The sequence below is a fragment of the Vibrio nigripulchritudo genome, from assembly GCF_027924785.1.
Classification (GTDB): domain Bacteria; phylum Pseudomonadota; class Gammaproteobacteria; order Enterobacterales; family Vibrionaceae; genus Vibrio; species Vibrio nigripulchritudo.
Genome location: NZ_AP027049.1, coordinates 1,703,126 through 1,721,922, shown reverse-complemented (window position 1 = coordinate 1,721,922; position 18,797 = coordinate 1,703,126). Strand labels below are relative to the sequence as shown.

The 18,797-nt window shown below is 47.5% G+C and carries 17 protein-coding genes; 8 read left to right on the top strand and 9 right to left on the bottom strand.

Going from position 1 to position 18,797, the window contains the following annotated elements; all coding sequences use genetic code 11:
- Window positions 1–44 precede the first annotated feature (44 nt).
- The 4 genes from QMG91_RS07990 to QMG91_RS07975 all read right to left on the bottom strand — a co-directional run bounded on the left by QMG91_RS07990 (window position 45) and on the right by QMG91_RS07975 (window position 5,751).
- Window positions 45–2,171, bottom strand: coding sequence for a methyl-accepting chemotaxis protein (locus QMG91_RS07990; RefSeq protein WP_281830157.1), 2,127 nt, complete (start codon window positions 2,169–2,171; stop codon window positions 45–47).
- Between the two features lie 303 nt (window positions 2,172–2,474).
- Window positions 2,475–3,437: an ABC transporter substrate-binding protein gene (locus tag QMG91_RS07985; protein WP_281830155.1), complete on the bottom strand. Its 963-nt coding sequence runs from the start codon at window positions 3,435–3,437 to the stop codon at window positions 2,475–2,477.
- 71 nt (window positions 3,438–3,508) lie between these two features.
- A complete protein-coding gene (locus tag QMG91_RS07980) occupies window positions 3,509–4,195 on the bottom strand; it encodes a response regulator (protein WP_004399284.1) in 687 nt (228 codons plus the stop codon).
- Complete coding sequence (locus QMG91_RS07975) at window positions 4,192–5,751, bottom strand: ATP-binding protein (protein WP_281830453.1); 1,560 nt, start codon at window positions 5,749–5,751, stop codon at window positions 4,192–4,194. The genes QMG91_RS07980 and QMG91_RS07975 overlap by 4 nt, the downstream gene beginning before the upstream one ends.
- A gap of 217 nt (window positions 5,752–5,968) precedes the next feature.
- Between QMG91_RS07975 and QMG91_RS07970 the strand changes: the two genes are divergently transcribed.
- Genes QMG91_RS07970 through QMG91_RS07955 form a run of 4 tightly spaced genes read left to right on the top strand, consistent with a single transcriptional unit; the run spans window position 5,969 to window position 10,650 of the window.
- Entirely contained in the window at window positions 5,969–7,369 is a 1,401-nt protein-coding gene (locus QMG91_RS07970) for a TolC family protein (protein ID WP_281830452.1), read from the top strand.
- Window positions 7,366–8,349: an HlyD family secretion protein gene (locus QMG91_RS07965; protein WP_004401404.1), complete on the top strand. Its 984-nt coding sequence runs from the start codon at window positions 7,366–7,368 to the stop codon at window positions 8,347–8,349. The genes QMG91_RS07970 and QMG91_RS07965 overlap by 4 nt, the downstream gene beginning before the upstream one ends.
- Before the next feature lies 1 nt (window position 8,350).
- Complete coding sequence (locus tag QMG91_RS07960) at window positions 8,351–9,499, top strand: ABC transporter permease (RefSeq protein ID WP_004401405.1); 1,149 nt, start codon at window positions 8,351–8,353, stop codon at window positions 9,497–9,499.
- Complete coding sequence (locus tag QMG91_RS07955) at window positions 9,496–10,650, top strand: ABC transporter permease (RefSeq protein WP_281830153.1); 1,155 nt, start codon at window positions 9,496–9,498, stop codon at window positions 10,648–10,650. The genes QMG91_RS07960 and QMG91_RS07955 overlap by 4 nt, the downstream gene beginning before the upstream one ends.
- Window positions 10,651–10,704: 54 nt before the next feature.
- Here QMG91_RS07955 and QMG91_RS07950 read toward each other — a convergent pair whose 3' ends face one another.
- The 5 genes from QMG91_RS07950 to QMG91_RS07930 all read right to left on the bottom strand — a co-directional run bounded on the left by QMG91_RS07950 (window position 10,705) and on the right by QMG91_RS07930 (window position 14,718).
- Window positions 10,705–11,460 carry a hypothetical protein gene (locus QMG91_RS07950; RefSeq protein ID WP_022589702.1) on the bottom strand — a complete coding sequence of 252 codons (756 nt, stop codon included), beginning with the start codon at window positions 11,458–11,460 and terminating at the stop codon, window positions 10,705–10,707.
- A gap of 14 nt (window positions 11,461–11,474) precedes the next feature.
- Window positions 11,475–11,633, bottom strand: a complete 159-nt coding sequence (locus QMG91_RS07945) for a hypothetical protein (protein ID WP_022589703.1) — start codon at window positions 11,631–11,633, stop codon at window positions 11,475–11,477.
- Between the two features lie 195 nt (window positions 11,634–11,828).
- Complete coding sequence (locus QMG91_RS07940; RefSeq protein WP_281830149.1) at window positions 11,829–12,563, bottom strand: beta-ketoacyl-ACP reductase; 735 nt, start codon at window positions 12,561–12,563, stop codon at window positions 11,829–11,831.
- Window positions 12,564–12,706: 143 nt separating this feature from the next.
- Window positions 12,707–13,336, bottom strand: a complete 630-nt coding sequence (locus tag QMG91_RS07935; protein WP_004401413.1) for a response regulator — start codon at window positions 13,334–13,336, stop codon at window positions 12,707–12,709.
- Window positions 13,333–14,718: a cache domain-containing protein gene (locus QMG91_RS07930; protein WP_281870257.1), complete on the bottom strand. Its 1,386-nt coding sequence runs from the start codon at window positions 14,716–14,718 to the stop codon at window positions 13,333–13,335. The genes QMG91_RS07935 and QMG91_RS07930 overlap by 4 nt, the downstream gene beginning before the upstream one ends.
- A 213-nt stretch (window positions 14,719–14,931) precedes the next feature.
- Between QMG91_RS07930 and QMG91_RS07925 the strand changes: the two genes are divergently transcribed.
- The 4 genes from QMG91_RS07925 (at window position 14,932) to QMG91_RS07910 (ending at window position 18,721) form a co-directional block, all read left to right on the top strand.
- Window positions 14,932–16,008 (top strand): TRAP transporter substrate-binding protein, encoded by a 1,077-nt coding sequence (locus tag QMG91_RS07925; protein WP_281830147.1) that lies wholly within the window; start codon window positions 14,932–14,934, stop codon window positions 16,006–16,008.
- 62 nt (window positions 16,009–16,070) lie between these two features.
- Window positions 16,071–16,613 (top strand): TRAP transporter small permease subunit, encoded by a 543-nt coding sequence (locus tag QMG91_RS07920; protein WP_281830145.1) that lies wholly within the window; start codon window positions 16,071–16,073, stop codon window positions 16,611–16,613.
- The gene (locus QMG91_RS07915; RefSeq protein WP_022589153.1) at window positions 16,600–17,985 is read left to right on the top strand and encodes a TRAP transporter large permease; all 1,386 of its coding nucleotides are present in this window, start codon (window positions 16,600–16,602) and stop codon (window positions 17,983–17,985) included. Before QMG91_RS07920 ends, QMG91_RS07915 begins: the two co-directional genes overlap by 14 nt.
- Window positions 17,986–18,196: 211 nt before the next feature.
- Complete coding sequence (locus QMG91_RS07910; RefSeq protein ID WP_281830142.1) at window positions 18,197–18,721, top strand: hypothetical protein; 525 nt, start codon at window positions 18,197–18,199, stop codon at window positions 18,719–18,721.
- Window positions 18,722–18,797: the final 76 nt, after the last annotated feature.

Below are 18,797 nucleotides of genomic sequence, written 5' to 3'. Positions count from 1 at the left end.
ATGGAACTTAGCTAGTTCTTCCAATGGTTATCGAGCTATCATTGTTACACTTTAAACTGACTGACCAGCGTTTGTTGTTGATGCGACATCTCGGTGATTTCAGACACAACAGAGTCGGAAGATTGCGCCTGATTTAAAATATCCGCGCTAAGATCTCGGATGTTTGCGATGTTGAGGTTCACTTCGCTGGATACCTGCTGCTGTTGCTCCGTTGCATTCACGATCTGGTTGTTCATTTCGGTGATAGCCTGAATCGCCGACTTTATCGATTCCAATTCATTCACTGCGTTGCGAACGTAGACAGAGGTATTATTAGCAAGGTCATTTCCTTCCTGAATCGCACTGACCACGTCTTTGGTGCCGAGTTCGACTTTGCCAATGACTTCGCGAATTTCTCCTACCGATTCCTGAGTGCGACTCGCCAGGCTTCGAACTTCGTCTGCCACCACTGCAAATCCGCGTCCATGCTCACCTGCCCTTGCTGCTTCTATCGCCGCATTCAGGGCTAACAAATTGGTTTGCTCAGATATTCCTTCTATCACAGTCAGAATCTCAGTAATGCTAGCGTTATTGCTTGCCAAGGCTTCTACTGTGGGTACGGCGGTTTGCATCTTCTCCACCAGCCTAGTCATTTCGCTGTAAGATTTCTCAACCACTTCATGACCAGAAACGGCTGCGGCACTAGCCTGATTGGCTGCATCAGCCGCTGAATGAACATTTTGCGCCACGACGGTCGCGGTTTGCGTCATTTCTTCAGAAGCCGTTGCCACTAAGTCCGTTTCTTTAAACTGGGAGTCACTGCTGTCCCGGATGACTGTGGCAGAACGTTTCGACTGTTCAATCAGCTCTCCCACCACTTCCGTCGTATTGACCAGATCCCGGATGATCGTCTGCAGCTTTTCTAAAAACTGATTAAATTCAGAGGACAGTTGACCGATTTCGTCGTTAGACGTGACTTTTAAGCGCTGCGTTAGGTCCCCTTCTCCCGACGCAATGTCATGGAGCCGAGCGACAACTTCACGTATAGGCTTAACTAAGCGAGATGAAGACACGCTAATCACTATCAAACCAATAACGACAAACAAAGCACCAAAAGAGATTTCGGTAACAATGCCAGCTTCAACCAGCCCCTTGATAACTGCGTCCAGAGCGTTCGCATCAGCTAGAACGCTGCCTTTCGGTACGTCTATCAACACACCCCAGTTCTGATTGGCAATTTGAATAGGAGAGAAAACTGTTAACCAGTTTCCATCTTTGCTCCAACTGACCTGGCTTTGATTTCCATATAAGAAATCGGTCATTTTGCTGTCTGATACGTGATTGCTTTTGTAAGGAAAACCGACTTTGTCGGGCATCACATCGCTGGCGATAAGCGTACCGTCCAAGGAAACAATCGCTATTTCACCCTGCCCGTCAAACAGGGCTTCGTCCGCTTCTGAAATGGATTGGTTAAGCTGGTCCAAGCTTAAATTGATGCCGAGTACACCCACCAGTTCATCGTCTCTTTTTAACGGGACAGAAATGGAAGCTGTAAGCGCACCTTGTTCAGAAATTTTGGGGCTCGACACGCACGCGCTGCCAGTATTGAGTGGACAGGAATACTTCTCACCGTTGGCTGGATCGGAGAGTTCATTCTCCCCTATCAGTCGCACTACGGCTTTGTCGCCCTCTTTGCTTTTTGCCCAATACGGGGAAAAACGTCCGACTTCGTTAGAGCCAAGTTCACCGGCGCTTTTGTAATACTTGTCTTCCCCATCAACCTTGTCGACTTCGAATACCAGGTACGCTCCCTGAATCGTAGGAAACTGATTAACGGCACGCTCCACCAGTTCGTTCAGCGCATTACGCAGCACTTCACTGGCAGTAAAGTTTTCTTGTGCGTTTTGGATCAGAAACAGCGCACTGTCACCGAGCATTTCTGCTCGGTAAGTAGCTTCATCTAAATATTTCTGGACTTGGGCAGCGTTAGATCGGGATTCGGCGTTCAATAACTGCTGAGATTTTAATACAACGGACTCAGTACTTTTCCCTTTGATGACGGTTTGATTTTGAATTGCGTTAAAAACTGAAAAACAAATCAAGGCAATCGAAGTCAGTACCAAACATACCCCAGACAACAGGGTGATTTTCCATTGTACAGACAACGAACTTCGCTTGCGTAGATCGCTCATTTGTAACTCCTAGGCGTTTAACGGTTTAGCCCGAAGGCTGAAATAATGTTTGTTAAATACGCCTTTGTGCCTGAAGCAAAACTTCGTCACTTCAAGCACACACCTACGACATTGGTCTTTGCCTCTGTCTCGATGATCGGTGCTTTCAGCACTGAACACTTAGGTGCCACTCCTTTGTTTACATCACAGGTTTTCCCTGCTTATTTATGTTTTACACTATGTTAACACTATGACTCATCAGAACCATGACGTGTGTATGAAAACTGCGAGGAATAAATCATAATTCTTTAACTATCAGCTCATTCATTTTCGCATTTCGGCATTTTTCTCAATATCACTCGGTACTTGTAGTTGCCAGCGTTCCAGTTCTGTCTGGCTAAAGATAAACGCGCCTTTCTTCGGGGTCGTGATCGTTGGCATGTTTCCCTTTTCATTAAACTGATTAATCAACTTCGCCACTTCGATACCCTGTTCTAACGCGCTGATGCTCAGCCCGCCAATCGCCTTACCCGGACCGACTGAATAGGACCAAAACGCAAAAATGGGTAACGGTGAGTTTTCACTCGTCCATGCGCTCACTTCATCCAGAGAATAGTGCTTGCCAGACTCATCTTTTAAAGCGGCATAATTGGCGATGATGATGGCGTCGTAGCCCTGATTCTTAGATTCCAACACGTTACTTTCCCAACTCTCGTAATTAGGGACCAGGCTGGTGTGAACAGTAATCCCGTTGATATCCTGATTGAGTTTATTGCTGAAAGAGGTCTCCAATATGGCGTGTGAGGTTGCGGCATCGTCCATCAATACACGTATGTTTTTCACCTCTGGCAGTACTTTGCTGATCATATACACCGAGCGTTTCATCAAGGGCCGTTCTAGTACCCCAGAAATAGTCGGCGTGATTGAAATGTAGTTTCTCGGGTTTGCGTTAATACCTAGAAAGAAGGTCGGAATTTTGTTGTCTATCAGGCGAGGACCTAAATACTTGAGGGCGTTGTCGTCGGACACCACAACAACATCAGGATTATGTTGCTGGATAAACTCCCACGCTTTATCTGCGATTGCAGGAAACTGCTCAGCGGGTTTGCGCTTAGTATCCATCTGGAAGTCATGGATCGTCATCGCACCTATTTCGCTCTCGAACCCTTCCCGATACTCTTTGACCCAAGGATACTCAAAGTGATAGCTGTGAATAAAAACGAGCTCTTTAGCAAAGCCTGGAAAAGCAAAGAGTAGTACCAGAAGAACAACGATGTGATTTCTCATATAAAAGCCCTAACGTTATGTCTTTTACAAGTTTAGACAAAAAGTCAGGGCTCATAAGAATTGATGGAAGCTTAGCGCAGAATTTTTCGGTAGGTCCTCTCTGGTCTTCCGACTGAGCCGTAATGAACATCGGCTTCAAGTTCGCCGGAACTGATCAGATATTCGAGATAACGTCTGGCTGTGGTGCGGCTGGCACCGATTCTCACCCCGGCTTCATCCGCCGTGAGCTGGGTATCCCCCACGAAGAGATGACGGATTTTATCCAGTGTTACGCCATCAATCCCCTTAGGCAGGCGGTTGTTTGCGGGCTCTTGTTGCGAACTGGATTGCAGCATTTTGTCCACCAGCTTCTGATCAAGATCCGACACCGTCTCCAGCTCTTGTTTTTGCGCCTGATATTTCTTTAGTGCCGCCTCCAAACGGGAAAAAATCACCGGTTTCAGCAAGTAGTCGACCACACCACCTCGCATAGCTTCCTGTAGCGTGTCCACATCTCTCGCGGCGGTGACAAGAATAACGTCACAATGCTGTTTTTGCTGACGAACCTGACGAAGGATCTCCAGCCCATTGCCGTCTGGCAGGTAAACGTCGAGTATAACCAGTTCTGGTTGCAACAGTTCAAGCTGCATTTCGGCTTCGGTTTGAGAAGTGGCAATACCAACCACTTCATAACCGCCAATCTGATTCAAGTACCTGTTGTGCACCTCAGCAATGCCCTCATCGTCCTCGATGATCATTACCTTCGTACTCGTCGTCATTTTCTTTTGTCCTTTGGTATATACACCGTCGCTCTTGCTCCCTGAGTCGGACCATTTCCCAGCTCCAGCTGTCCGCCATACTGGCTGACTAACTTGCTGACCAGATAAAGCCCCACGCCCCTGTTGGCTTTCGCCTTGCTGGAAACGCCTTTCTCTATCAGTCTGGATACGTTAATGTCTTCTGGCAAACCACACCCTGTGTCTTCCACTTCCAGAATGATTTCTGTCCCGTAGTCACTAATGGACACAAACACATTGTTTGCCACTCTATTCTCGCGTTCTGCGATCATGGCATCGAATGCGTTGTCGATTAAATTCCCCAGAATCGTGACCAGATCATCTGCAATGATATTTTCAGGCAGCTGCTCTAATCGAGTACCAGCATCAATTTCCAGCATAAGACCGAGTTCACGGGCGCGCTCTGTTTTGCCCAAGAGTAAGCCAGCTACTAATGGATCTTTCACTGCATCTCGGATAAAGCCAATTAACGCCTGATAATGTGCGGTTTCCTGTCCTATCAGTTTCTGAACCTGTTCGGTTTCTCCTAACTGAACCAGCCCACTGATGGTGTTGAGTTTATTTCTGTGTTCGTGAGTTTGTGACCGAAGCATATCGGCGTATTCACGGGTTTGAGAAAGTTGTTTGGTCAGCTCGGTTATTTCGTCCCTTCGACGGAAACTGGACACAGCCCCGACCACTTCGCCCTTGACTATAATGGGGTTTCGGTTGGCAACAATGCGCTGATCATTCAAATAGAGATCTATGTCATGCTGAGGCTCTTTGGTTGCTAGAATATCCACCAAATCACTGTCGGGAAGGACATCTTTCATCGGCAGATTCAACACATTCTCTCGGTCGATTTTGAGTATTTCACACGCACTTTTGTTGATCGAACGAACGGTTCCGGCATTGTCGATGCTGATCACACCTTCCTTGATGGTACTCATGGTGACGTCCAGCTCGACATACAGTCGCCCTATCTCCTCTGGTTCAAATCCAAGAATGGCTTTTTGAAAACGTCGGGACGCATAGTTTGATAACACAGCATTGGCGATCACTACCAGCAAAGCCATGGCAATAAGAAACGCTAAATAAGGCTCAATTCTGTCTTGCAGACTGTCGAGCAAATACCCGACAGAGACAACCCCGATGATGTTCCCATGTTGATCAATGACAGGGGTTTTACCCCGAACCGATTTACCTAACGACCCTTCGGCATAAGACACATAAGACTGACCAAGTTCCAGTGCTCTTGCGTTGTCGCCCCCTTTCATCGGCTTGCCAACGCGCTCTTCAACTGGGTGAATCAATCGAATGCCTTCTTTATTGCCAATTACAATGAAAGTTGCACCGATCAGTTCCGTAAGCTCTCGAAATTCGAGGGGTAATTCTCCCACCCGCTCACTTTCGACCATGTCTACAACGGAACGTGACTGCGCCAGAAACTGCGCAATGCCAAGTGCTTTGTAGCCCATTTCTTCTTGCTGGGAATGCTTAATATAGGCGAATCCCGCCGCGGTCAGGATAAGTAGCTCAATTAACCCCGACAAAGTCATGATAATCAATAACCTGCGGCGAAAGCTCAGATTTTTCCAACTAAACAAAATCGTCCCTCTTAATTTCAGCACATAACTTTAACAAACTCGAAACATCGCTTCCGTTAGTCACCGCAAGAATTTGAACTTCAGACCTTTTGCTAAGTATAGGATCCAGTTGCACAGCTATTTTTTAGAGTATAAACTCTAATTCAAATTTTAAGTGGTAAGTTTAATGATGAACAAAAGACCTCTGGTTGTACTTTTGGGCGCACTTCTCACCCAGCCTCTGTCGGCATTTGCTCAACCCGTCAACTTTGATCAGGCGTGGCAAATCGTTCAGCAGCAGAGCGACTCCCTTTCCGCCTCTCAAGCCAACCTAGAACGCTACCAACATTTACAGGCATCCAAAGACAGCCTTAACCTGCCAAAGGTAACGCTTTCAGCGAATTACACCCGACTGGATGACGATGTAACCCTCTCTGCGCATCAAATTGCCGAGAGCTCCAACGTCGACCTTTCCGGCTTAGCCCATATGCTGCCGTCCAGCGTGATTCAGAGCTTAGGTGGTGCTACGTCGACCATTACTGAAAAAGACATTTTCTCCTCCTCTATTCGAGCGGTATGGCCGATTTTTACTGGTGGCAAAATCACCGCAGCTCAGGAAATCGCAAAAGGACAAACCGAAGAAGCCCGAAGCCAGTTAGAAATGGAACGTCAGGCAAAATATGAAGATCTGACCAAGTTCTATTTCAGTGTGGTTTTGGCAGAGAAAGTCGTCGAAACACGTCAGGCGGTTGAAAAAGGATTAGAAAAACACCGCGACTTTGCATTGAAAATGGAGAAGCAGGGTCAGATAGCGAAAGTCGAACGCCTGCAGGCAGAAGCGTCTTTCGATAAAGCCAAAGTCGACAGAAAAAAAGCCGAGCGTGATCTTGAGATTGCCAAAACCGCGTTAGCGAAACTATTGAATGTCGATAGCGTCGAGCTGGACAGCCAGCTTTTCATCAACGATGCCTTGCCACCGCTTTCTGCATTCGTTGATCAAACACTGAACACGTACCCGGGTTTGCAGCTTCTGGATGCCAAAGCGCAGCAAGCAAGCAACCTGGTTAAAGCCGAAGACGGCAAGTACTACCCCAACGTTTATCTGTACGGGAACTACACGGTATATGAGCACGAAAGCCTCGCCAGCCAGATGAAACCAGACTGGATGGTCGGCGTGGGTGTGAGCATTCCTCTTATTGATTCTTCTGGTCGTTCCGATCGCTCTCAGGCAGCACACAGTGCAGTCCAGCAGGTGCAGTACCTCAAGGCACAAGCCAAAAAAGACTTGCAGGTGCTGGTCGAAAAAACCTATCTGGAAGCCGAACAGGCTAAAGAAGAAGTCAACGGGCTCGATTCCAGCCTGAATCTGGCGGAAGAAAACCTCAAACTTCGCCAACGGGCATTCTCGCAAGGTTTATCCAACTCTCTGGAAGTGGTCGATGCTCAGCTTTATCTGGCGAGCATTCGTACTCAACAGCATGCCGCTCGTTTCAACTACCTGATTGCCTTAAATAAACTGCTTGCCCTGAGCAATGAAATGAACACCTTCGAACAATACGAAAACCGAGCTATTTTGGAGAACCACTCATGAAAACAAATCTATTAAAACCTGTGGTCGCGGGCGTTATCGCTCTGGGTTTGGGTGGATGGCTGGTTCACAGCTTTAACGTCGCGTATGAAGAACAGCCGATGCGTTTACAGGGGCAGATCGAAGCACAGCAGTACAACATCTCCTCCAAAGTGGCAGGTCGTATCGATCAGGTGATGGTAAGCAAAGGCGACGAGGTTGCAAATGGCGATCTTATTTTCACTATCTATAGCCCTGAACTGGATGCGAAGCTTGAACAGGCTCTGGCGAGTAAAGAAGCGGCTGGCGCGCTGGCAGAAGAAGCCGAAAAAGGGGCGCGAGAGCAACAGATTCAGGCTTCGAAGGATCAGTGGCAAAAAGCCAAAGCCGCATCTGATTTGATGGAAAAGACCTACAACCGAATCAATAACCTGTACAAAGACGGCGTCGTGGCGGAGCAAAAACGAGACGAAGCGCTAACCCAGTGGCAAGCAGCAAAATACACCGAAAGCGCAGCTTACCAGATGTACGAATTAGCGAAAGAAGGGGCGCGAGATGAAACCAAACGCGCGGCAGCCGAAAAAGCCAGAATGGCGGCTGGTGCAGTCGCAGAAGTAGAAGCATTCGCTGCCGACACCAAAATTCGTAGCTGGTTCAAGGGCGAAGTGTCTCAGGTATTGCTTAGCCCGGGAGAACTGGCACCGCAGGGTTTCCCTGTTGTCACTGTACTAGACATGCAGGACGCATGGGCAGTATTTAACGTTCGCGAAGATAAACTAAGCCAATTTTCGAAAGGCACGGAATTTGTTGCCAATGTTCCGGCACTTGGCAAAGACGTGACGTTCAAAGTGTCTCACGTGGCGGTTATGGGCGATTTTGCCACCTGGCGTTCGACTGATTCCAGCCAAGGCTTTGACATGCGAACCTTTGAGGTAGAAGCTCGCCCGGCAGAACCAGTGGAAGGATTGCGCATGGGCATGAGCGTGGTTATTGAGAATCTCTGATATGAATACGCTCACCCGATTATCGGGGCAATTGGAGGTAGTCAAAGCAGACAAATGGCTCTTGTCTGCCTTGACCTGGATTCCACTCGTTGTCGCTTTTATCATTTGGGCGGTGTTCGCGCAGGGATTGGCTCGCGACCTCAAGATTGGCATCGTTGACTTAGACAATACCGCTTTCTCCCATCAGCTTATCAGGCATTACGACGCTTCTCCGAGCCTGAAAATCACGGCGAGTTATCCGGATACCTTGTCTGCCAGTCAGGCACTCACATCCGGAGACATCTACGGTTATGTGGTGATCACACGCAATAGCTTTAAGCAAACCGCATTAAACCAACCGCCGCAAGTGTCTGCCTTCGTCAATACGCAGTACATTCTGATTGGTCGGCTGATCAATTCAGCACTGCTGCAAGCTCAAGGCACGTTTAACGCGAAAGTTGAAGCGGGTAAAGCCTTAGCTAAAGGTGACACCACATCCTCACAGGCATTGGGAAGTGCCCTGCCTAGCCGCAGCCAGATTACCCCTTTGTTTAATAGCAATACCAACTACAGCCAGTTTTTGCTTGGCGCAGTTGTCCCGGCTATCTGGCAGATTGCCATAGTAGTAGGCACCGTTATGGTATTGGCGGCGAATTTGCGCTTGCGGGGAGCAGCACAATGGTTAGGGCAATCGCCTGTCCGCCGCGTGATGAGTTCACTCGCCCCATACTTTCCGGTGTTTATACTGCAAGGTTTGGGCATGCTGGCGTGGTTTTACCTTGGTTTAAAGTGGCCGTTTCACGGTAATATTGCGGTGTTGTTTCTCGCTCAAATTTTGATGGTGCTGGCTTGTATGATTATGGGGAGCCTGTTTTTCTTCATAAGTTTGGATGCGACTCGTGCAATGAGTTTTGCCGGTGCATTCACTGCCCCTAGCTTTGCGTTTATGGGCATCACCTTCCCTGTGACTGAAATGAATCAATGGGCGCAGGCATGGCGATCAATGCTCCCTGTTAGTCATTACATCGAAGCCCATGTTTACCAGTCTAATTACGGAGCAAGCTTTCTCGATACACTGAACGAGCTGGTTCCAATGTTGGGTTACCTTATCCCATTCCTTATGTTGCTCATTCTTATCAAGAAGAAATCAAAGCAGGTGGTATTGCGATGAATGTATTCCAGTTGATCCGCGATGAGCTAAAAGCCATCTTCAGCCACCCTGCAATTGTTCTAACCGTATTTGGCGGTACGCTTTTTTATTCATTTCTCTACCCACTACCTTACGCTAATCAGGTTGCACAGGAGCAACAGATTACGGTTGTGAATTTAGACAAAAGCCAAACCAGTTATCAGCTAGAACGCATGGTGGATGCCACACCACAGGTGAGCATTGTATCCAGAACCCATACGGTTGAAGACGCAAAGGCGCAATTTCTGGCTCACGAAGTCAGGGGTATTTTGGTGATTCCTGAGCACTTCTACCGCGATATGATGCTGGGTAAAAGCCCGGTGCTTTCTTACGCTGGCGATGCATCTTACTTCTTAGTTTTCGGCACTGTGGTCGAGGGGTTAGCTCAGGCTTCCGGTACCCTGGCGGCGAAAGCCAAAGTGGCTAAATTGGTTTCCGATGGCTTGCCTTTGTCTCAAGCCGCTGAGCTCTATTCTCCAGTGCATCTTAACTTAAAGCCGACGTTCAACCCTGAAATGGGCTATGTCGATTACGTCGTTCCTGCTGTGTTTGTGTTGATTTTGCACCAGACACTGATCATGGGGACTGGCATCCTGACGGCAAGTCAGAGAAACCGAAAAGGCTATTGGAACGAGTATTCTGCCACCGAACTGACTCTAACGAGAATCGTGATCTTTGGTCTACTCTATGTTGCGCTTAGCCTGTATTACTTTGGTTTTAGCTTCAACTTCTATGAGATCAATCGACTGGCAGGTATTGGTGATTTGTTTATCTTGCTTGTGCCATTTCTGATTGGGGCGGGTGCGATTGGCATTGTGTTGGGGGGTATTCTGCCCCGCGTTGAGCTGGTGACACTGTTGGTTTTGGTCAGCTCAATGCCATTGATATTTACGGCTGGGTTTATCTGGCCTTTGGAAAGTATCCCTGCTCCACTGGTCTGGCTGGCGAACGTTTTGCCAAGTTCACCTGCCATTCAAGGCTTTTTGAAAATCAACCAGATGGGTGCAGAAATATGGCAGATAAAAGACGTGGTCGCACAGCTCTGGATTTTAGCGGCGATATGGAGCTTTCTCGCCTGGTTGAAACTCAAAATGCAGCCACTTCCGATAAAGCAGTCACCTTCGATAAATTAACGGCTTAAAACGAAGAACCCCACCAAATGGTGGGGTTCTTTCTATTTCATATCATCAGTTGCCTAAACCCAGTCCTTCAGACAAAGCTTTGATTTGTTCCAGATCCAATCGGTGAACTTCGATCATTTGTGTTATCTGGCTCAGTTTGGAATTCACATCATCACTGCGATCACACGCGTCCGACGAAGCATCCCATGAAGTGCCCGCCAAAAATTCATCACATTCTTTGGCAAGTTTTTCTTTTTGAGGCAATAGTTCTTTTTGCTCTTTTAACAGGCTTTCCAGCTCCTGACGAATGGCCATTTCACGCTGAAACACTTCGCGAGAGCGCTCAAAAACTGATGCCTGCAAATCTGCCTGTCGATTCAACCTTTGATTTGAAATCCCCAGCTCTTCTAATTGGGAGCTCTGCTGAGTGATTAAAGCTTCCTGCTCTAAATTCACCTTTTCAAGCTCGGTGACGGTAGTCTCTAGTTCTTTTATCTGAGCTTCGTATTTCTCAGTGATTTCATCTGACTGGTTATTTAATTCTACTTTCAAAGATTCAGAAGAGTCTTTGTCGTAGTTGTCTAACTGCAATTTCAACTGCGCTTTCTCGCCTTCCAGCGCCTGAAGCTTTTCTTCCTGAGAAAGGTAGGCATCCTGCCAACTGCTTTGAGTCACAACTGCTCCGCCTAAACCACCAATCGCTAAACCCAGCACGGCTGCCACTGCAATATAGAGATACGAAGTCTTGTTGCGCTCTTCTATGATGACAACTTCTTCTTCCTGATCGTCATCGCGTTCGTCTTGGATATTCTTGTCTACCATTTCCTACTCCGGCATCATGTGACCAGCTCTGTGACTACGACAGATACAACGTAGATTACAAACCCAATAATTGATGCAAGAATGACGCCCTTTTGTACCTTTTCGTTAGTTCTATAGCGAAAAAGAAGTACTGCGATGGCTATCAGCGCCGCAATTGCAATTAATCTGGTCATAACTTTCTCCTTACCTTGTGCCTGTTATACCACTTTTTCAGGTAGATAACGTAAACACTCTGTCCGAAAATTTCAGATAGATGGTTGAACTGCTGGGAATTTATACAATGTAAATAAAACAACCGACCAACATGGCATGCTGGTCGGTTGTGGGTAAGAAACGTATAAGGCAACGTCAGACAATTGACCTTGTAGCTAAATTACCAGTCCACCATCAATCTTGAGTACCTGCCCCGTAATAAAACTGGCTTTGTCACTGGCAAGAAACTCGACACCATTGGTGATGTCTTCTGGAGTCCCCATTCGACCAAGTGGGGTTTTGCCTTTCATCATATCCAGCACCTTTTCAGGCAAATCCGCCGTCATGGGTGTTTCAACAAAACCTGGGGCGACGCAATTCGCTCGAACCTGTGCACCTTTACGAGCAAACTCTTTTGCCCAGCCTTTGGTCATCGCAATCACCCCGCCTTTAGTGGCGGCGTAGTTAGTCTGACCAATGTTCCCATCCGTTCCAACAACCGAAGACATGGTCACAATGGAACCGTGGTTGTTTTCAATCATGATAGGAGCAACTGCCTGAGTCAGGTTAAAGACACCTTTCAGGTTCACATCAATCACCTGATCCCAGTCCTGCTCTGTCAATCTGTCTATAAGGCCATCTCGCGTGATACCAGCATTGTTAACCAGTACATCAATCCGGTTGAACTCACTGCGAATTTGTTCAACCAAAGCGGTTATGGCTTCACGATCGCAGATATTAACGGTGACAGGTTTAACGTTGTTATGGGAAGAAAATGCTTGTTGTAACACTTGTTCATTCATATCAAGGGCATAAACCATCTGTGCACCTTGCTCGGCAAAGCGTTCAACAATGGCTTTTCCTATTCCTTGGGCAGCACCTGTTACAACACATATTTTATTATTTAACATTGAGTGTCCTCTAGTGGGCTAATCCATTCGCATTTCACTGCCAGATGTTGATTTGGGCTTAAAATCCAGCGTGAAAACGTCGCGATCCAGTTTTTAGTACTGTTCTAATCATAGGATTAAATACTGAACCCGCGAGTTAAATTTCAATGTACCAGTCCTTTTTCAAGCGCGAGCTTAACCAGCATGGCGGTTGACGTTGCTCCTAGTTTCTTTTTGATCCTTAACCTGTGGGTCTCGACTGTGCGAACACTGATATGCAGGGAGTGGGCAATTTCTTTATTGCAGGCACCGTCTACAATCGCCTTGAGAACATCCGACTCACGTTTCGACAGCGTGTCATCTTTAGGCTGAGGCTTTTCATTGATTTGCTCCAGCAAGCGATCGGATGCCTGAGGGCAAAGGTAAGATCTTCCCTGCGCGACCTGATTGATAGCCATCACCAACTCTTCCGAGCCGACATCTTTTAGAACATACCCCTTCGCACCGGCTTTTACGGAGCGAACCACGTAGTCGCGGCTGTCGTGCATGGAAAGCATGATGACGCCCGTTTTGGACGCCTTACTTTCTAACTTTTCCAGTACTTCAATCCCGTTTAGGTTAGGCATGTTGATATCCAGTAGCAAAACGTCAGGTTTCAGAGATAATGTGGTTTCCAGTGCGTCCGTTCCGGTGCCGACACACGCCAGTATGTCGAGGTTGTCTTCCCGTTCAAGGCGAGATTTAAGACCATCCTGCATAAGGCGATGATCATCCGCCAATACCAATCTAATCATACAAACTCCATGTTCAAACTTACGCGCACTTCCGTTCCTTCCCCTGGGGTACTGGTGACATTGAATGAGCCTCCAATTGCCTGAATACGCTCTTTCATGTTTTGTAACCCCATGTGCTCAAAAGTGGCTTTCACTTTTTTTCCATTCTTAAGTGCTTTGGTAGAAATGCCTTTGCCATCATCGCTGACGGTTAAGATTAACTGCTTCCCTTCTCGCTGCATTACTACGTCAACTCCTTGGGCGTTAGCATGTTTTTCTACATTGTGCAGTGCTTCCTGCATTACTCTGTAGAGAGTGGTCTCCACTTCCGGCAGAAGATCGACGCCTTCGATGTCATGTTCGAAAATCAGTTCAAGCTGAGAACGCTCTCGCAGGTCATTGATGAAGGCTTCTATACCCGCAACCAAACCTAAATCGTCGAGTTGAGGTGGCCTTAAATCCCGCGAGATCCTTCTAAGTTCAATAATCGCCAGCTCCATCGCATCTTTGCTGGCATCCAGCTCCTGCTCTTTTTTACCGTCATCAGTTTCTTTAGACACGTTGTCTAAGCGGTATTTCGCCGCTACTAAAAGCTGGTTCACCCCATCGTGCAGCTCGCGCGACACCCGATGCCTTTCATTTTCCTGAGAATCAATAATCTGCTGATTCAAAATGCTTAACTGCTGGTTCGCCAGACGACGCACATTCAGGTTGAGCGACGCCCCAAGTGCGGCAATCGCCGAAATGGCGATAAACATCACCACAAACAGCGCAGTACTGGTTTTCCCTATATTTTCATCGAACCCGTTTTCCATATGGGCGACTTGCTGTTCTATGTCGTCCAAATACACCCCTGTTCCCACCATCCACTGCCATTTATCCAGTGAAACGGCGTAACTGAGTTTGGGCAGCGGCTCTTTCTTCGACGGTTTGTGCCATAGATAATCGACAAATCCACCGCCCTCTCGCCCGACTCGTATCAATTCCTGCAACAGCTTTTTGCCCTGAACATCTTCAACATTCCACCAGTTTTTTCCTATTCGCTCGGTTTGATAAGGCAACACCAGCGCATCGCCGTCCCATGTGTAGGCAAAGAAGTAGCCGTCGCTTCCATACGTGAGCTGGCTCAATTTTTCGGTCACGATTTGCTTGGCAGCTTCCGGTGGCAGGCTTTCATCCTGGTAGTAAGGTTCGATACTTTTGATTGCCATTTCTACGTACTGCTTCAATTCTTGTTTCTTCACGGCAAGTACGTTATTGCGAGTAAGCGAGACCTGCTCTTCAACCAATTGTTTTGCTTGAGTAAAAAGAATCGTAGCGACAACAATCACCACCAGAACAAGGGGGACGATAGACAGCAAAATGATGTTTATCGAGAGTCTTCGGTTACTGATTAATCCCATTAATTCACCCAGAACAGTACGTAGTTTTACTGACATTTTGTTCGGAAAACTGCACTTTTTACCGACAAAATTTGCGCAGTTATCCCAATAGAGAGGAATCTGTCCCGTCTCTACACTTAGCATCAAATGTAACACCGCGTTAACAAAAGTGATTACGCCGCGTTCACATTTCTTGGTATTTACACGGATCGTAACCTGACTAAGGAGAGCCCCATGACGTTTAGAAAAGTCGCCATTTCAACCACACTCGCTATCGCCGCAACCAGCCTTGCAATTTCAGCTCATGCAAAGGATAAGAAAATCCTGCTAAAGACCCCTATCGCGTTTGGCAGCCATCTTCCTGCGCTTGGCAGCCCGATTCAATGGTATGCCGACCACATCACCAAAACATCGGGTGGCACCATCAAAATGAAAATCTACGAACCAGGTAAACTGGTCAACCCCGCCGAAATTCTGGATGCCGTTTCTACCGGCAAGGTGAATTCAGGCTATTCCACGGCTGGCTACTGGCAAGGCAAGCTGCCCGCGTCTGCACTGTTTTCTGCCGTGCCTTTTGGTCCTGAAGCGGGTGAATACATGGCGTGGCTGTTCTTTGGCAATGGCTTAAAGCTGTATCAAGAAATGTACGATCAGGGCGGATACAACGTGAAGGTGCTCCCTTGTGCCATTATTTCTCCGGAAACCTCTGGCTGGTTCCGCAAACCAATTGAAAAGCCAGAAGATCTGAAAGGGCTAAACATGCGCTTCTTTGGTCTTGGTGCATCGGTGATGGAAAAACTCGGTGTGGGCACAGTTCAGTTGCCGGGTGGTGAGATATTTGGTGCCTTAGAAAAAGGGGCGATAGATGCATCCGAGTTTTCTCAGCCAGCCATCGACCAGCGACTGGGTTTTCATAAGGTCGCGAAATACAACTACTTCCCGGGCTGGCACCAACAATCTACGGTTTTCGAACTTCTGATCAACAAAGATACCTGGAAAAAGATGAGTGTCAGTCAGCAGGCATCGGTAGAGACCACCTGCATGGCAACCATGACCTATTCCATTGCAGAGGGCGAAGCACTTCAGTTCTCCGCCATGCAGAAAGCAAAAGAACAAGGTGTGGAAATTCGATACTGGAACGATGAAATGCTGAACCTGTTCCGCACCACCTGGTTGGATGTGGTCGATGAAAAAGTCGCCGCAGATCCGTTTTTTGCCAAAGTGTGGAAAGACCTAAGCGAGTTCCGCGAAGGTTATGCGCTGTGGCAGGCGAACGGCTTCCTGCCTCGCGCGACACAGAACCAGCAATAACCCTGTGAATTGGGCTGAATGGTCGGTGCTAGATGCCGACCATTTGCGCTAAGGAGTAACCAATGAACAAGGTGCTTGCTATGACCCCAACACCCCCGCTTTATCAACAAATAGAGACGTTTATTACCGCCGTCAGCCGATGGCTGGCATGGACCAACTTTGCCTTAGTTGCCGTAATCATCATTCAGGTGGTTCTCAGGAAAGTGTTTTCAAACGGACAAATTGCACTGGAAGAGTTGCAGTGGCATTTGTACGCGACCGCCGTGATGTTTGGCACCGCATACGCTCAGGTGACAAACCTTCATGTTCGCGTCGACCTGTTCTACCACAAATTTTCTGAGCGCAGAAAAGCCCTTGTCGACTTCTTTGGACTGACGTTTCTCGCCATTCCTTTTGTCGTTATCGTGATTCTTCACTCTTACGATTTCGCGTACGAGTCCTGGCGGGTGAACGAAAGCTCTGCGTCGCCATCCGGCTTGCCCTATCGCTGGCTGATTAAAAGTGTCATTCCGCTGAGCTTTGGTCTTCTGCTTCTCTCCATGTTTGCTAGGCTTCTGCGCAACATTGAAACGTTAGTTAAAGGAGGCACGCATGGAAGCAAATGAGTGGATCGTCATCGCCATGTTTGGCTCTTTTATCCTGCTGCTCTTCACAGGAATACCCGTTGCTTATGTTTTAGGGGGAATCGGCGTTGTATTCGCTGCTGTAGGTTATTTTGCAGATATCTATCTGGATACGTTTACCGGGCTCGATTACACCAGCCTGGGTCTGGTGGTCAACCGTATCTACAAGATTATGGATAACTGGATTCTGGTTGCCCTACCCATGTTTATTTTTATGGGAAACATGCTCGACAAATCGGGCATTGCCGAAAAGCTGATGGCGTCTATGCAGGCGTTGTTTGGCAAGGTGCATGGAGGTCTGGCGATTACTGTTATGGCGATCGGCATTATTCTCGCCGCATCGACAGGCATTATTGGCGCATCGGTTGTGCTGCTTACCGTGATGTCACTGCCCAGTATGATGCGACAGGGCTATCACCTGCCTCTCGCGCTTGGCACTGTGGCTTCTGCTGGCACACTGGGAATCTTACTGCCGCCTTCTATCATGCTTGTGATCATGGCGGATCAGCTTGGGCTTTCTGTTGGCGACCTGTTTATGGGCGCTATCATGCCCGGATTATTGCTGGGTAGCCTGTACATACTTTATATCCTGTTTGTTGGAAAAGTAACGCCAGATAAAGCCCCCGTTCCCAACGATGTTGAGCCTGTTGACTGGAATTTGATCTTGCAGGTTTTCAAGGACATCACTCCAACGGTGGTGTTGATATTGTGCGTACTAGGTTCCATCTTTGCCGGCGTCGCCACACCTACGGAAGCGTCAGGCATTGGTGCTCTGGGGGCAACATTGCTCGCGGCGTATAACAGGAAACTGAATCTGAAAGTATTGAAAGAAGTACTTCTCGCTTCCTATGGCACCACCGCTTACATCTTTATGATTTTCCTGGGCGCTTCGTGCTTCGCTTTGGTGCTGAGAGAGCTGGGAGGAGACGAACTGATCGAATCATTCCTGAGTGGCTTGCCTTTCGGACCATACGGAATTATCGCCTTTATCCTGATGATTGTGTTTTTGCTTGGCTTCTTCTTGGACTGGATTGAGATCACTTTGATTGCATTACCTTTATTGGCGCCGGTCATCTCAAGCTTAGGCATTGAATTAGACGGGCATGGTGTGGTCGACAACCCCAGTTTGGTGTGGTTTGTTATGCTGGTAGCCATGGCGTTACAAACCAGTTTCCTGACACCTCCAGTTGGTTTCGCGTTGTTCTATTTAAAAGGCGTCTGCCCAGATGGTGTTGCACTCAGGGACATTTATCGCGGCGTTATCCCTTTTATCGTTATTCAGCTTATCGCTCTTATCTGTTTGGTTGTTTGGCCACAGCTCGTCTTGTGGTTCCCGAGTGTCGCCTACGGATAATTTTCAAACCGTCAGCCTCCCCTGTGGAGGCTGGCTCGTGACCCTCTGTTGTCTCTAAATTGCAAATGGCTTCTATCAGTTACATTGAAAGAAAGAGTGCATCGTAACATTCCACCCGAAACCATGATTTCGATTGCAGAGCAAAGTGCATATTTGCAGTATCTCGCACTAACCGAACTCATTTAGAACCTACCCAATCTATGGTCATTGAATGTTGAAGAGAATCCTGGCTACAGCATTGTTCTGCTCTGTTGTTATCGCTACTACTTTTAAATTCTCTGTTTCCGAAGAAAGGCTAATGCTCTGTGCCTTAGGGGCAGATGTCAGCTTGCTAAGCGAAAAAGGCTGCTACCAATATTTCTACGTTTTCGGCGTATCCCCTGAACTGAAAGACATTGTGCAAAGAGGATACGGAATTAGCCCGATATTAAGTGCAAATACAGAAACACGGTTCTTAATCGCCAAGCAGCTCATCTCATCAGGGGTAGATATCAATCAGCCAAACCCAACGGATGGTCTTAATATGCCCCCTATACACAGCACAATATTGCAAGACGACCTGGAAGGGTTTAACTGGTTGGTCAGAAACGGTGCAGACTTGAATATTATTTACGAGCAGACAGGTGAAGATGTACTGACCTTCTTAAACGCCATGTATCTAGAACATCCCACGCACAATCGTCAGCACATGAGAGAGCTGATCTTAAACTCCCCGATCATTTATTCAGGATCTTGAGGGCATCACTGGCTCCTCCAAAAAATCTTCTTCTCATCCAATCGTTTGCATTGCTCATCAATTAAGCAAACAGATT